Origin of the sequence: Spirillospora sp. CA-108201 (genome assembly GCF_050936235.1) — a bacterium.
Lineage (GTDB): Bacteria > Actinomycetota > Actinomycetes > Streptosporangiales > Streptosporangiaceae > Spirillospora.
This window is the reverse complement of sequence record NZ_JBNJNE010000001.1, coordinates 7446850-7460806: the sequence shown is the minus strand read 5'-3', so window position 1 is coordinate 7460806 and position 13957 is coordinate 7446850. Positions and strand designations below refer to the sequence as shown.

Sequence of the window (13957 nt, the reverse complement as noted above, 5' to 3'; positions counted from 1 at the left end):
TCGTCACCGCCTCCAGCGCCATATGCGCCGCCTCGTCCGGCTGATCCGCAGCCAGCAGCGCGAGCGCGAGATCAAGCCGCGCTGAGGCAGCCCGCCGCGGCCGGACAGGACCCGAGGACGGACGCTCCAGCCGAGCCAGGACGCCGCGCGCAAGCTTCACGGCCTCCTGAAGGTCGCCGTCGGTGATCTGCCGGGACGGCGGCCGGGGCACCGCCCGTCGGTGATCGACGACAGCTCCGGCGAGGAGCGTCGCCAAGGGTCGGCCTCCGTCCCGAGAACGCTCAGGAACCGCTGTGCCGGTGCTGTTCGGGCAGGCGGCTCTCCGGGTGCACCCACAACAGGACGTTGTCACCCGGCCCCGCGCCTTCCGCCTCCCACTGCCGCCGGAAGAACGTGAGGATCTCCCGGTCCGAGTGACGCAGGCTGAAGTGGGTCAGAACGAACAGCGTCTCCGGGTGAGCCTCGACCACGGGTCTGAGCCGGCTCCACACCGTGTGCCCCACCCGGTTCGCGCGGTCCATTTCGGCGTCGTCGAGAAAAGTGCACTCCGTGATGACGACCGGATACTCGAAGAGCCACGGGTTCCGCTCGAAGACGCCGACGTGCGTGTCACCGAGAAAGGCGAACAGCGGCCGGCGGACCGCGATGTCGACCTCGGTCCCCTCCGCGCGGCGCCGAGCCATGATCCGCCCGAACTCCTTGCCCCGCCCTTCCCCCACCAGGGACCGCCGCAGTTCCTCGAACTCCGGTCGCAGCGCCTTGCGCTGCTCCGAGAAGGCATATCCCACACAGGGCACCTTGTGCTCGCACTCCACCACCCGCACATGGTGTCCCCGGCGCCCGAAAACGAACTCGTCGTCCCGACGGACGCCGTGCAGGCGGTAGCCCCCCGCCAGCGCGGGGTCGAATCCCGCCCCGTGGTTCAACTCGGCGGACGCGCGCAGGTAGGACTCCACGTACGGCACCGCCTCGGCGGGCAGGTACACGTCCGGGCCGGGCGTCCGGGAAGTCAGGAAGTCGAGATCCTTGGAGTGGTCGTGGTGGGTGTGCGTCAGGAACACCGTGTCGACCTGCCGACCCTCGCACAATCCCGCGTCGAGGCTGCACCTCAGCTCTGGGATGTGGAAGAAGGTCTTGTCGTTCGCACGGGAGTAGCCGGTGAGGGTCAGCTCGGTACCGGGAATTCGCCACGTCTTCCACTGGCGGAAGGGATGCCCTCGCTCCAGTGGTTCGGGGTGCTCGGGCCCCTTCTCCCTGATCCGCATCGTCGGGCGCCTTTCCAGACCGGTCGCGGGCGGTGCCGCCGGACCATCGTGATCAAGCTCCGCGATCGTAGCGGCCGGCCCTCCCCCGGGCACACCGGTTTTCAGCCCGGCGGCGAACACCGCGCCCCGAAACGAGAAAGCGCCCCCGAGGGGGCGCTCTCACGCGTCTTTCCTGAGTGGAGGTAATCACCTCCTACTCGAACACGATCCCCAGCTCACAGCACTGTGCTCGAGGGTGCACTGCTCGGCTGATCTGTCACAGCCATCGAAGGGTCAGGGCTTCCTTCAGGATCTGCACCAGGACCCACAGGACGAACTTGACGGATTCGATGCGGATGCGCGTGCGCCAGTAGCGGTCGGCTTCGGCGGAATCAGCCGCCGGCGCAAGGCGGCTCGCCATGATGGCGCGGTCGTCACTGCGGCGGGTCCATCGGCGGTGGGCTGTCATGGTGGCTCTCCGTCTCCGGCTGTCGAGGGTGCCGGTTGCCCGGCCGACCGTGAGGGCGACCGCTGCCCAGTCCACCGCCTGGCACCGGTGTCCAGTAGGGGCTTGGACGGGCCAGGACGCGCGGCGACAGCAGCCGTCCGGATTTGGACATCAACGGCTCCACAGCTATGCGCGGTGCGCACTGCTCCCCTAACCTGCGGCCACGAGCGTTGGACATCTGAGGACAGCCGGAGGGCAGGCGTGTAAGCCATGGAGAGCGCCGGAGGGAAGGTCCCACCGAACACCACCGATCTTCAGGCCGCACTGGCGACCGTGGGGACGAAAGACGGACTCGTGACACTGCTGCATCGACTGTGGCGTCGTGCGGGAAGACCTTCGGCTCGGACGCTTGAGACACGTTCACGCCACTTGGAGGGGCTGTCGAAATCCACGGCTCACACTCTGGTGACGGGTCAGCGCTATCCCAAGCGTTCGGCATTGGTGGCTTTTGTACTGGCCTGCGAGGTTCCTGCTGACCAGGTCAACCTCTGGACCACCGCATGGGAACGACTTGAGGATCCTGGGAGCCCGGCTGCTCCGGATACTGTTGAGACGCGGATACGAGAGGCCAACGAGCAAGCCCGACTCATCCTCGCACAAGCCCGTCGAGAAGCCGATGAGATCCGCGCAGCAGCGCGGTCAAGCACGACTCTGCGCTCTCGGGCGATCGGCGCGAACAAGGCCGGTGTGACCGCCATGTACCGCGGCGACATCGGCCGCCGGGGCGTCTACCGAAAGAAGACCACTTCGGCTGAGCCACCGCGCTGGCTCAGCAAGATCGGTAGATCGCTCTTCTCCTCGCCCGTCGTGGCGAACGGAACGGCGTTCATCGGAACCGGCGATCGCGAAGGCAACCTGACCGGAGGTCTGCTGGCCCTGGACGCCACGGACGGCACGGTGCGATGGCACATCGAGCGCGCTGTCTCGGTGACGTCGTCAGCCGCCGTGGCTGACGACACGGTCTATGCAGGAACCCACGTCGGGTATGAACGGAGGGGTGGTGGCGTTCTGGCCGTGGATGCCGCGACCGGCGAGCGGCGATGGTTCCACCACACCGGAACCATGGTGTACTCGTCACCGCTGGTCGACAACGACACTGTCTATATCGGGCTCAACGGCGGCGCGTCGCCGGCGACTCTGACGGCGTTGGACGCGGCCACCGGGAAGCGTCTGTGGCACCTGGAGCTCGGCAGGAGGATCGTCGCCTCGCCGGCCATGGCGGACGGGACGGTGTTCCTCGGCGCAGAGAGCGGGGAGCTGATGGCGGTGGACGCGGCCACCGGAGAACTCTGCTGGCGCCGCAGGCTCAGTTCGGGAGTCCTCTCCGGCCCGGCGGTCGCTGACGGCGTCGTCTATGTGGGCCTCGGCCAGGAGCTCACAAGAGCGCCGGGCATGCGCGGCGGACTTTTGGCCGTTGACACCGAGACCGGCGAGGAACGCTGGCGCTTCGCCACGGGCATCGAAATCAGATCATCTCCGGCGGTAGCCGACGGCATGGTGCATGTCGGGCTCGGCTACAGCGACTTCTACGGCGGCGGGGGCCTGGTGACGGTCGACGCCATGACGGGGGCGGAGAAATGGCGCTACCAGCCCGGCATCCCCGTGGACTCGTCTCCGGCGGTGGCCGACGGAACCGTCTACATAGGTTTCGGCACTGTCCCGGACGCGATCTCGTCCGGCCGAGGTGGCGGCTTGGCCGCCGTAGACGCGGAGACCGGCGACCTTCGCTGGCACTACGGCCCTGTCGTCCCCATCCACTCCTCACCGGTGGTGGATGAAGGCGCCGTCTACTTCGGCACCGCAGCAGGCGCGCTCTACGCTGTGGACGCCGCCACCGGGCAAGGGCCGACGGACCCCGGTCACGACGAACAGCCCGTGCCTCCGGTACGGGATGACACGAAAGCGCCCTCGGATGCGGCCCGCTGAGATCCATGATCATGGACAGCAGTACGGCCTGACCGGAGAGTTCCGATCAGGCCGTATCTGGGATTACGCGTGGACCTAATCACTCACTACTCGAACACATCTGACCAGGTAGAGCGTCTACGCACGCGGATGGAATCCAGAGCGCCTCGTTGAAGACGTCAGGGACGACCCGGATGGTCAGGTCGGGCTCGCCGTACAGCGCTGCCGCACCGGGAGATCCCACAGGACCCCCGGTAATGGAACACTATGGGGCGTGATGCTAAACCCGTTCCCATCTGACACCATCGTCGCGATGGTGTAGTCGTGGACAGAGATGTCCTGATGGCGCGCTTTGTTCGCAGCACCGCTGGGGCGATCGTCTTCCTCCTCGTCGGCCTCGCCATGGTGGCGGGCGCCGTCGGCGCGCTCGTGACGTACCTGCCCGACGGTGACCTTGACCTGCGCGCATACGAGGCGGCCACGCCCTGCCCCACCGTCCCGATCGAGCCTGCCGACTGCCTGTGGAAGCAGGGGTTCACGGTGACGGAAGTCGACGACCCTGGCGGCCGGGGCAAGGAGCCGTACACGGTCCTGACGGACGCGGATGGCCACCGGTGGAGGTCGACGTTCGCCAACCGCGGCCCGGTCTGGGGCGAACTCGCCAAGGGCGCCCGTGTCACCGGCACCATTTGGCGCGGCACACTGACCGAGATCTCGAAGGGGGGCGCGTCCCAGAGGACCAGTCAGGCCCCGGCTGACATGCGCGCGCGGAGCGCCGTACTCGCGCTGATCTTGCTACCGTCCGGCCTGATCCTGGCGATCGTGTCCGCCTGGCGGGTTGCGCGGCGCCGCGCGTCCCCCACCCTGACGCCGGGCCAGAGCGCGAGCTTCAGGCTCTCGTTCGGGCTGTTGACGGCCGGGCTGATCTCCCCGATCCCTGCTGCCCTTCTCCCGTACGACGGCGAGTTCGAGCACGCCAGGTTCACCGCGCTCATCTGGCTCCCGATCGCCGGCCTCATGGCCGTTCTCGCCGGCCTCCACACCATCCGCGCGCGACGCCGTCAACCTGTGGCCTGACCGGATCGGGCAGCGGCAGAACGGCCCGACCGTATTCCGGTCGGGCCGCATCTTGCATTACGGGTGGAGGTGGCGGGAATCGAACCCGCGTCCTTCGGTGATGGGTCAGGGCTTCTCCGGGTGCAGCCTGCTTAGCGTTTTCTCAGTCCCGGCGCTCACGCAGGCGTGTCGCCGACGGGCTCAGTCGCTGTCAGGTGTCCCTACCGGGCCCGCGACCGGACCGGCAGGTGAAGTCTCCTAGCGATGCCAGACCCCGGGACGGAGACGCGCCCGGGCTGACAGAGTTCGCTCCTCGCTCAGGCGGCGAGGGCGAACTCGGACTGCTTCTTGTTGGCAGTTATTGGTTTGCTGTCACAGGATTTACGAGGTCACGACAGCAACCCTCGACCCGCTTCCCCTGGCTCGAACGACCGAAGTCGAAGCCGGTCACCCCCATGTTCAGTTGTCAAAGCGTCCGTCCGGGGACGTCCGCACGATGACGTTACATGGATAACGCGTGCGGGGGCAACGTGATTCCCCCCCGGGCACACGTGAACCCCGGTGGACGCGAAACGCGTCCACCGGGGTCGACCGGCAGGGTCGGGCCGGTCCGGACGGCAGAGCCTCCCCCGAGACGAGGCTCTGGTCTCATCACGGCGACTGAGTCCGCAACCCCCCAAGCGGTGGCTCAGTCACCCGTAAAGACGCACGCGGAGGGCGGGTTGGTTGCGTCCCCGTCCGTAAAGAGCTGACAAAGGGCCTAGCCGCCGAGGAACTTCGCCGCCAGCGCAGGGGTGTTGACGACGCCCTCGACCGCGATGGCGAAGGCGCGGTCGCCGCTGGAGCCGACGAACCAGGAGACGGTCTTCGGACGTCCGCCCTCGTTGTAGGTGGTGAGGGCGGCGACGCCGACCACGTCGCCGGAGACGCGGGCGCCGCGGGCGTTGCCGCGGGACGCGGTGCGGCTCAGGACCTTCTTGAGGTTGGAGATGGACTCGGGCGGCAGGGACTGGGCCTGCGGCGCCTGGGCGGTCGTGGAGGGGTCCTTGAGGACGTAGGGCGGCCGCCAGGTGCCGCTGTAAGCGGCGGCGGCCACCATGGCCATCGCCAGGGGGCTGACCTGGACGGCGCCCTCGCCGACCATGGCCGCGGCCTTCTCGCCGTCGTTCGCGGGCGCCGGGACGGAGCCGGTGAAGGCGGGGACGCCGAGGCCCCAGTTCTTGCCGATGCCGAGCTGGGTCGCCTCACGGAGGAGGGTCTGCCCGTCCACCTTGCTGCCGAGCTGCGCGAGGGTCGTCTTGCAGGACGCGGCGAAGTGGTTGGCGAAGCTGCTGTCGGGGCGGGCCTGGTTGGTGAACGTCTTGCCGCCGATGGTGACGGTGCCGGGGCAGGTCGTCTCGGTGGACTGCTTCATGCCGCCCTGGGAGAACAGCGCCTCCGCGGACACGATCCCGAACGTGAGGCCGGGCGGGTAGTGGCCCTCGAACGCGACGTTCTGGCCGCCCGTGCCGTGGTTGGACACGGCGAGCACCTCTCCGGTGCTCGGCCGCACGGCGACCATGGACGCCGGGAACTGCACGCCCGCCAGCGCGTCGTCGGCGTGCTGCTGGTAGCCGGGGTCGAGGGTCGTCTGGACCTGCTGCGGCTCCTGGCCCGGCCAGGAGCGCAGCTGCTCGGTGCTCTTGCCGGTCTCGTCCTGCGCGACGACGCTGATGGTGGGCGTCCCGGCGAGGCGGCGCTGCTGGAGCAGCTGGATGCCGCTGACGCCGATCGTGTCGCCCGGCTGGTAGGGGGCGCCGACCTGCTGGAGCCGGTCCGCGGTGGCGGGGCCGAGGTTGCCGATCAGCTCGGGCGCGTACGCGGGCGCGATCGGCGCGCGGGCGCCCTGGAACCGCAGCCCCGGAATGTGGGTGAGGCGCTGGATGAGCGCGTTGTGCGCGGGGACCTGCAGGGTCAGCAGCGGCAGGTACGTCTGCGGCGGGGCGGACCGGACGCGGCCGAGGAGGCGCTCGGAGTCCAGCCGCCGGCCACCGTCGATCTTGGTCTGCCTGGCGAGCTGGTCGATGGTCTTCTGCGGGTCGGCGAGCTGCCCGGGGAACACCCCGACCTGGTAGGCGCCGATCTCGCGCAGCGCGGAGCGGCCCTGGGTGTCGGTGATCGGGGAGCGCTTGGGCACCTGCGTCACCACGGCGAGGCGCTGCCCCGGCTTCAGCTTGGTGTTGATGATGGACGCGTCCCAGACGACCTTCCACTTGCCGCCGACGCGGCGCAGGTGCATCAGGCCGGGGTACTCCCACGGCTGCCCGTTCTCACCCAGGTCGATCTTCACGGTGAAGCGGGCGTCGGCCTCGTCGCCCTTCTTGACGATCTGGTCGACGCCGGAGCCCTCGACCTCGGTGCCGAGCGACAGCCGCAGGGACGCGGCGTCGAGCTGCTGGCGGACGCGGCCGAGCGCGTCCTCCACCTGCCTGCGGTCGGCGCCGACGGTCCGCCCGGCCGCCGCCTCGTAGTTGCCGACCTGCCAGGCGATGAGGAAGTCGCGGACGGCGGGCATCGCCGACGGCTCGGCCCAGCATCCGGTCGTCATCGTCCCCACCAGGGCGCCGCAGGCCGCCAGCGCGACCGCCCGGCGCCGCGCGGGCGACAGCAGCTGCCTGCGGGCCCCGGCACGGGCCCGCCTCCGGCCTCGGTTCGTCATCGACACCCTTCACCGTCTCCTGAACCGGGCCGCCGCAGCCTTCTGCATCTCCCGCTCGGCTTCCCGCTTGGCGATGGCCTGGCGCTTGTCGTAGGTCTTCTTACCACGGGCCAGGCCGATCTCGACCTTGGCCTTCCCGTCCTTGAAGTACAGCGAGAGCGGGATCAGCGTCCAGCCCGGCTCCTCCGACCTCGCGATGATCTTCTGGATCTCGCGGCGGTGCAGCAGCAGCTTGCGCCGCCTGCGGGGCGCGTGGTTGGTCCAGGTTCCCTGCGTGTACTCGGGGATGTGGACGTTCTCCAGCCACACCTCGCCGTCGCGCACGTGCGCGAAGCCGTCGGCGAGGGAGGCCCGCCCGGCGCGCAGCGCCTTCACCTCGGTGCCCATGAGCACCATGCCCGCTTCCCACGTGTCGTCGATGTGGTAGTCGTACCGGGCCCGCTTGTTCTGGGCGATGAGCTTGTGCCCGGTGTCCTTCTTGCGCCCGGTGTCCCGTGCCACGTCCTCAGTCCTCGTCCCGCGTCGTCGTCTTCAGCCCGGCATCGTCGCTTCGAGGCCGCGCAGCACCGTCCGGGCGCGCCGCTCGGCGGCCCTGGCAGGGCGGTCGGCGGAGACCTCCACGTCGGGTTCGATGCCGACCCCGTCGAGGTTACGGCCGCTCGGGGTGCGGTAGCGACCGACGGTCAGCTCGATGACCGACCCGTCGGCGAGCCGGAGGGGTTCCTGCACCGAGCCCTTCCCGTACGTACGCGATCCTACGATCACCGCGCGGTCGCGGTCGCGCAGGGAGCCCGCGACGATCTCCGCGGCGCTCGCGGTGCCCGCGTCGACGAGCACGACGAGCGGGGTCCGGGCGTCGCCCGGGGCGGTGACGGCGCGCCGCTGGACGGGCCTGCCGCGCGGCTCGTAGGTCACGACCGGGCCGCCGGCCAGGAACGCCGACGCCGTCTCGACCGCCTCGTCCACCAGCCCGCCGGGGTTGCCGCGCAGGTCGAGCAGGACGCCGCCCCCGGAGCGGTCCGCGGGCGGGCGCCCGGTCACGGCGGCGCGGACCTCGCGGCCGGTCCCGCGGGTGAAGGCGCCGATCCGGATCATCCGCGCGCGCTCGGGGAGCTCGGTCACGGTGACGTCCCCTCCAGAGACCTTCGTGCGGACGAGGTGGAACCTCCTGGTTCGACGCTCGCGCTCCACGGCGAGTTCGACCGTCTCGTCGGGACGCCCGCGCAGCGCCTCGGCGACGCGCGAGATGTCCCAGCCGGTCACGGAGGCGCCGCCGACGCGGGTGACGACGTCGCCGGCCTGGACGCCGGCGCGGGCGGCGGGGGTGCCGGGCTGGACGCTCGCCACCAGCACGCGGGAGTCGCCGTCCTCGCGGCCGAGCCACAGGCCGACGCCGCTGTAGCGGCCGGTGAGGCGTCCCTCGACGTCGTCGTACTCCCGGGCGGAGTAGTAGTGCGCCCACCGGTCGCCGAGCCCGCGCAGCATGCCCTCGATGGCGGCGCGGTCGAGCACGCCGCGGTCGACGGGCCGCTCGGCCCGGCCGCCGATCTTGGCGGCGGCCTCGTCCAGGACGGAGCCGCCCCCGGCGACGGCCGCGTGCCGCTCGGAGCCCGAGCCGCTCGCGACCCCCGCGCCGTAGGCGCAGGCGACCGCCGCCGCGATGGCGGCACCGCGCAGCACGCCGCCCGGTCGCCTGCTCAGCGGGGACACGGGCGCGACGGGGGCGCGGAGGGGGTCATGCGGCCAAGTCTAGGGCGGCGCGGCGGCCGGATCCGGCGGTTGGGCCGGATCCGGCCGCCGCGTCAGATCCGCAGGTATCTGCGCAGGGTCAGGAACGAGGAGACGGCGCACAGCAGGACGCCGAAGCAGATCGACACGATGATGACGAGGATCACCACGCTCCAGCCGAGCTGGCTGACGAGCTGGACGTCCCCCGCGAGTCTGTCGACCAGGAGTTTCTTACTGAAGATCAGCAGTACGGACGCGAACAACCCGCCGATCAGCCCGGCGATCGCGCCTTCCAGGATGAACGGCATCTGGATATAGGTGTTGGACGCCCCGACCAGCCGCATGATCCCGGTCTCCCGGCGCCGGTTGAACGCCGACAGCCGGACGGTGTTGCCGACCAGCATCACCGCGGCGATCACCTGGATCAAGGCGATCGTCAACGCGGCGACCTGGAGGCCGTTCAGGATCCGGAAGAACCGCTTCAGGATCTCCTGCTCGTTGATGACCGAGTCGACGCCGGGCTGGTTCAGCATCGCCTGCGCGACCGCCTTGTACTCCTCCGGGTTCTTCAGCTTCACCCGGAACGAGTCGGGGATGTCGCCCTCACGGGTGCTCTCCACGAACCCGGGCGAGCCGGCGAAGCGGTCCTTGAAGCGGGTGTAGGCCTGCTGCTTGTTCTCGTACTGGACCTGCGAGACCTGCGGCATCTTCTCCAGCTGCGCCTTGAGCGTCTGCCGCTGCTGGTCGGTGACGTCCTGCTTCTGGCAGACGGGGTTGGAGCTCGTCTTCGCGCACAGGAAGATCGACACCTCGATCTTGTCGTACCAGTAGCTCTTGGACGCGGAGACCTGCTGCCGCAGGAGCAGCCCGGTGCCGAAGAGCGCCATGGCGATGGCGACGGTGATGACGAGGGAGATCGTCATCGTCATGTTCCTGCGGAGACCGATCCAGATCTCCTGGAGAACGAACTGTACGCGCATGCCTCGCTGTCCTTGATCGCCGTTGCTGGGCCGGGAGCCGGGGCGGCCGCGGGACGCGGCGCGGGCGGCTTCCTTTCGGGCACCCCTCTGGGTTTCCTACGACCCGGCGGGAATCGATGGTTCAGATGTCAGTGCGCCCGTGTCGGCACGCCTGTGTCGGTACGCCCGTGTCGGCGCGCTCGTATCAGTACGCCTGGCCGTAGACGCCGCGCGACTGGTCGCGGACGACGCGGCCGTCCTCCAGCTCGACGACGCGCTTGCGGAAGGCGTCGACGATGGCGGCGTCGTGGGTGGCCATGACGACGGTCGTACCGGTCCGGTTGATGCGGTCCAGCACCTTCATGATGCCGATCGAGGTCGCGGGGTCGATGTTGCCCGTCGGCTCGTCGGCGAGCAGGATCATCGGGCGGTTGACGAACGCCCGCGCGATGGCGACGCGCTGCTGCTCGCCGCCGGACAGCTCGTCCGGCATCCGGTGGGCCTTGCCCTCCAGCCCGACCAGGTCGATGACCTCGGGGACGACCTTGCCGATGAAGCGCCGCGGCTTGCCGATCACCTCGAGGGCGAACGCGACGTTCTCGAAGACGTTCTTGTTGGGCAGGAGCCGGAAGTCCTGGAAGACGCAGCCGATCCTGCGGCGCAGGTGCGGCACCTTCCAGTTGCTCAGCCTGCTCAGGTCCTTGCCCGCCACGTGCACGTGACCCTGGGAAGGACGCTCCTCCTTCAGGACGAGGCGCAGGAAGGTCGACTTACCGGAGCCGGACGGGCCCACCAGGAACAGGAACTCGCCCTTCTCGATGGCGACGTTCACATGCTGCAGAGCGGGCCGGTTCTGGCTCGGGTAGACCTTGGTGACGTTGTCGAAATGGATCACGGCTGCATCACGGCGGTTCGCTGTAGGGGTTGGGGAGCGGGCCGGCCCGCGGCCACGGAAGGCTCCGTGACCCCTTGCCTGCGCCGCCCGGCTTCGCGGCCAGGTGGGACGCGGAGCCTTCGAGCAGTGTAGAGGGGAGAGGCGACCACCTCGTCCCACTCCCAGTGGTACGGGCGCCCGGGGCCGGCACCGCGTCCGATCAGTGCGTGACGTCCGATCAGTGCCATGTGAACCGTCTCCCGACGTCCGGCCGTTTTATACCATCTAGCCCCCGGACTTGCCGGAACGACCATACAGTCCGGCTACGCTGGATGCTGGCGAAAGATACCTAATAGGTGGACGAACGACCAGACAGGCCGACGCTTCCCGTACGGACCACACGCCGTTGCCGAAGATTGGGGCCCACGACATGAGCTGCGAACATCTCATCTGCGCCCGGTGCTCGAACCCGGTGGTGGAGGGACGCTGCCCCACCTGCCGGGAGGCCCGCTCGGAGCTGCACGACCACGGCCCGTCCGTGCCGCCCGCCGTCGTCCTGGCGATCCTCGTCGCGCTGCTGTTCGCGGCGCTCGTCCTCCAGCGCGTCTACGGCTGACGGCCCGGCGCCCGCGGCGTCACGGCTTCTTGATCGGCGGCGTGCCGGCCTTGGTCACGGCGCCGTCGTCGGCGACCATGTGCGCCTTCGGCTGCGCGGCGCCCTTCTTGGCCTTCGCCGGGTCGAACGCGGCGAAGTGCAGCGTGGCCGTGGTGTCGACCTCGTTGCCCTCGACCGTCCCGTCGAGCAGGTGCTCGGCCTCCTGCGGGATCTCCGGCTTCGGCGTGCCGGGATCCTTGGCGATCAGTGAGGCGTTGCGGAACAGCGAGTAGATCACCAGGCCGCCGCCGTGCTCGGTCCGCAGCCCGAAGTAGGGGAACGGGGTCGCGGTGTAGACGGCCGTGTAGGTGACGTCCTTCTTCTTCGCCTTCTTCTTGGCGCGCTTGGCGTCCTGGTAGAAGCCCGTGGTGACGGCGTTGGGCCGCATCACCTTCGCGGCGACGCTGCGCGGCCCCTCGGCGGCGATCGTCGCCTGGATCCCCCCGACGTCGCGAGGGCGGATCAGGACGGACGCGTCCTCCGCGCTCATGGCCGTCGCGTAGCCGGCGGCGTCGACCGCGACCTTCGGCTCCTTGGCCTTCTCCTGCAGAAGGGTCGCGACCGTCAGCTTCCAGTGGTCCGACGGTCCGCGCAGGATGAAGGCCATCAGCGCCCTGCGCCTGCTCTTGGACCGGCCTACGACCGAGCGATCGGCCGACACCACGAACCACTGCGGGTAGGCGGCGTCCCTCAGCTTCGGCACATAGATCTTGGGCTCGCCGTAGACGAAGCGCCGCACCGGGTCGCCGTCGTAGGCGGCCTTGCGGAACTCGGCCGCGGTCAGCTGGGACTGGCCGTCGGACGTCCACGTCAGCGCGAGACGCTCGTCGCCGGCGGCCCTCGCCACGTCCTCGTCGGTGACGTAGGAGCGGAACGCCTGGCCGGCGACCTGCGGAGTCAGCGCCACCGGCGCGGGCGGGGACGTCTCGGGCATGGTGACGGTCGGCCGCGCCTCCGTCTTGCCCTCGGCGCAGCCCGCGGCGGCGAGCAGGGTGAGCAGCACCCCGGCCGCGACCACCCGCAGGAAGCTGTGCAAAGACCCGTCCCCCGGACCGAGAATCCAGGGCCGGCCGCCCTCGGCCGACCACCTCGGCCCGTGATTCTGCCACCCGCATGATATTCGCCGGACCTCCGGTCGCCCGCCATCGAGCGATAAGCAGTGCCGGGACGGCGATAGGCTCGGACCGTGGCAGGCATCGAACCCGAAGAACAGCTCAAGGAGCTCGGATCGACCCTGTCCAGCATCGAGCAGGTGCTGGACCTCGACACCATGCGCCGCGACATCGCCGAACTGCGCGAGCAGTCGGCCGACCCCGACCTGTGGAGCGACCAGGAGCGCGCCCAGGCGGTGACGCGCCGCCTGTCGTACCTGGAGAGCGAACTGAACCGGGTCGAAGGCCTGCGGCAGCGGCTTGAGGACGCCGCCACGCTGTACGAGATGGCCCGGGAGATGGACGACGCCGACACGCGCACCGAGGCCGACGAGGAACTGGCCGCGCTGCACAAGGCCGTCCAGCAACTCGAGGTGCGCACCCTCATGTCGGGCGAGTACGACGCCCGCGAGGCGCTGGTCACCATCAACGCGCAGGCCGGCGGGGTGGACGCGGCCGACTGGGCCGAGCAGCTCCGGCGGATGTACCTGCGCTGGGCCGAGCGGCACGGCTACCCGACGGAGATCTACGACACGTCCTACGCCGAAGAGGCCGGGATCAAGTCGACCACGTTCACCGTGAAGGCCCCCTACGCCTACGGGACGCTGCGCGGCGAGCACGGCACCCACCGGCTCATCCGGATCTCCCCGTTCGACAACCAGGGCCGGCGGCAGACGTCGTTCGCGGGCCTGGACGTCGTGCCGGTGGTGGAGCAGAGCGACCACGTCGAGATCGACGAGAGCGAACTGCGGATCGACGTCTACCGGTCCTCGGGTCCCGGCGGCCAGGGCGTCAACACGACCGACTCGGCCGTGCGGATCACCCACATCCCGAGCGGCATCGTCGTGTCCTGCCAGAACGAGCGCAGCCAGCTGCAGAACAAGGCCACGGCCATGAACGTGCTCCAGGCCAAGCTGCTGGAGCGCAAGCGCAAGGAGGAGGCGGAGAAGCTCTCCGAGCTGCGCGGCGAGGGCACCACCAGCTGGGGCACGCAGATCCGCAACTACGTGCTGCACCCGTTCAAGATCGTCAAGGACCTGCGCACCGGCGTCGAGGTCGGCAACACCTCCGCGGTCCTGGACGGCGACATCGACGAGTTCATCGAGGCCGAGATCCGCTGGCTGCGCCAGCAGGAGAGCGACTGACCCGAGGCCCTCCCCCGAGCGGTCCCCCACCTTT

General features: G+C 69.7%; 12 protein-coding genes and 1 other RNA gene. 4 read left to right on the top strand and 9 right to left on the bottom strand.

The features are described 5' to 3' along the window. Positions 1-281 precede the first annotated feature (281 nt). Both ACQEU6_RS35820 and ACQEU6_RS35815 read right to left on the bottom strand, forming a co-directional pair. Complete coding sequence (locus ACQEU6_RS35820; RefSeq protein WP_499337951.1) at positions 282-1265, bottom strand: MBL fold metallo-hydrolase; 984 nt, start codon at positions 1263-1265, stop codon at positions 282-284. Between the two features lie 256 nt (positions 1266-1521). Then, positions 1522-1713, bottom strand: a complete 192-nt coding sequence (locus tag ACQEU6_RS35815; protein WP_499337949.1) for a hypothetical protein — start codon at positions 1711-1713, stop codon at positions 1522-1524. A 408-nt stretch (positions 1714-2121) separates the two neighbouring features. Between ACQEU6_RS35815 and ACQEU6_RS35810 the strand changes: the two genes are divergently transcribed. Further along, positions 2122-3678: an outer membrane protein assembly factor BamB family protein gene (locus ACQEU6_RS35810; RefSeq protein ID WP_499337948.1), complete on the top strand. Its 1557-nt coding sequence runs from the start codon at positions 2122-2124 to the stop codon at positions 3676-3678. A gap of 303 nt (positions 3679-3981) precedes the next feature. Next, positions 3982-4734: a hypothetical protein gene (locus tag ACQEU6_RS35805; RefSeq protein WP_499337946.1), complete on the top strand. Its 753-nt coding sequence runs from the start codon at positions 3982-3984 to the stop codon at positions 4732-4734. A 61-nt stretch (positions 4735-4795) separates the two neighbouring features. Here ACQEU6_RS35805 and ssrA read toward each other — a convergent pair. The 6 genes from ssrA to ftsE form a co-directional block, all read right to left on the bottom strand. Then, positions 4796-5168, bottom strand: a transfer-messenger RNA (tmRNA) gene (gene ssrA / locus ACQEU6_RS35800). Positions 5169-5473: 305 nt separating this feature from the next. After that, entirely contained in the window at positions 5474-7411 is a 1938-nt protein-coding gene (locus ACQEU6_RS35795) for a penicillin-binding transpeptidase domain-containing protein (protein WP_499337944.1), read from the bottom strand. Positions 7412-7420: 9 nt separating this feature from the next. Beyond that, complete coding sequence (gene smpB, locus ACQEU6_RS35790) at positions 7421-7912, bottom strand: SsrA-binding protein SmpB (RefSeq protein WP_149259208.1); 492 nt, start codon at positions 7910-7912, stop codon at positions 7421-7423. 30 nt (positions 7913-7942) lie between these two features. Then, positions 7943-9121 carry a S41 family peptidase gene (locus tag ACQEU6_RS35785; RefSeq protein ID WP_499337942.1) on the bottom strand — a complete coding sequence of 393 codons (1179 nt, stop codon included), beginning with the start codon at positions 9119-9121 and terminating at the stop codon, positions 7943-7945. A 92-nt stretch (positions 9122-9213) separates the two neighbouring features. Beyond that, complete coding sequence (gene ftsX / locus ACQEU6_RS35780) at positions 9214-10119, bottom strand: permease-like cell division protein FtsX (protein ID WP_499337941.1); 906 nt, start codon at positions 10117-10119, stop codon at positions 9214-9216. A 184-nt stretch (positions 10120-10303) separates the two neighbouring features. Continuing rightward, positions 10304-10993, bottom strand: coding sequence for a cell division ATP-binding protein FtsE (gene ftsE / locus ACQEU6_RS35775; protein WP_067453578.1), 690 nt, complete (start codon positions 10991-10993; stop codon positions 10304-10306). Positions 10994-11402: 409 nt separating this feature from the next. Here ftsE and ACQEU6_RS35770 point away from each other — a divergent pair, with 409 nt between their 5' ends. After that, the gene (locus ACQEU6_RS35770; protein ID WP_149259206.1) at positions 11403-11588 is read left to right on the top strand and encodes a hypothetical protein; all 186 of its coding nucleotides are present in this window, start codon (positions 11403-11405) and stop codon (positions 11586-11588) included. A gap of 19 nt (positions 11589-11607) precedes the next feature. Here ACQEU6_RS35770 and ACQEU6_RS35765 read toward each other — a convergent pair whose 3' ends face one another. Beyond that, positions 11608-12663, bottom strand: coding sequence for a DUF8094 domain-containing protein (locus ACQEU6_RS35765; RefSeq protein ID WP_499337938.1), 1056 nt, complete (start codon positions 12661-12663; stop codon positions 11608-11610). A gap of 150 nt (positions 12664-12813) precedes the next feature. On the opposite strand from ACQEU6_RS35765, the gene prfB reads away from it, so the two are divergent. Continuing rightward, a complete protein-coding gene (gene prfB / locus ACQEU6_RS35760) occupies positions 12814-13923 on the top strand; it encodes a peptide chain release factor 2 (protein WP_499337936.1) in 1110 nt (369 codons plus the stop codon). The last annotated feature ends 34 nt before the right edge of the window (positions 13924-13957 follow it).

Excerpts from the sequence above, each read along its gene's own strand:
- ACQEU6_RS35820 (WP_499337951.1), bottom strand. The coding sequence starts at position 1,265 with ATGCGGATCAGGGAGAAGGGGCCCGAGCACCCCGAACCACTGGAGCGA.
- ACQEU6_RS35815 (WP_499337949.1), bottom strand. The coding sequence starts at position 1,713 with ATGACAGCCCACCGCCGATGGACCCGCCGCAGTGACGACCGCGCCATC.
- ACQEU6_RS35795 (WP_499337944.1), bottom strand. The coding sequence starts at position 7,411 with ATGACGAACCGAGGCCGGAGGCGGGCCCGTGCCGGGGCCCGCAGGCAG.
- ftsX (WP_499337941.1), bottom strand. The coding sequence starts at position 10,119 with ATGCGCGTACAGTTCGTTCTCCAGGAGATCTGGATCGGTCTCCGCAGG.
- ACQEU6_RS35770 (WP_149259206.1), top strand. The coding sequence starts at position 11,403 with ATGAGCTGCGAACATCTCATCTGCGCCCGGTGCTCGAACCCGGTGGTG.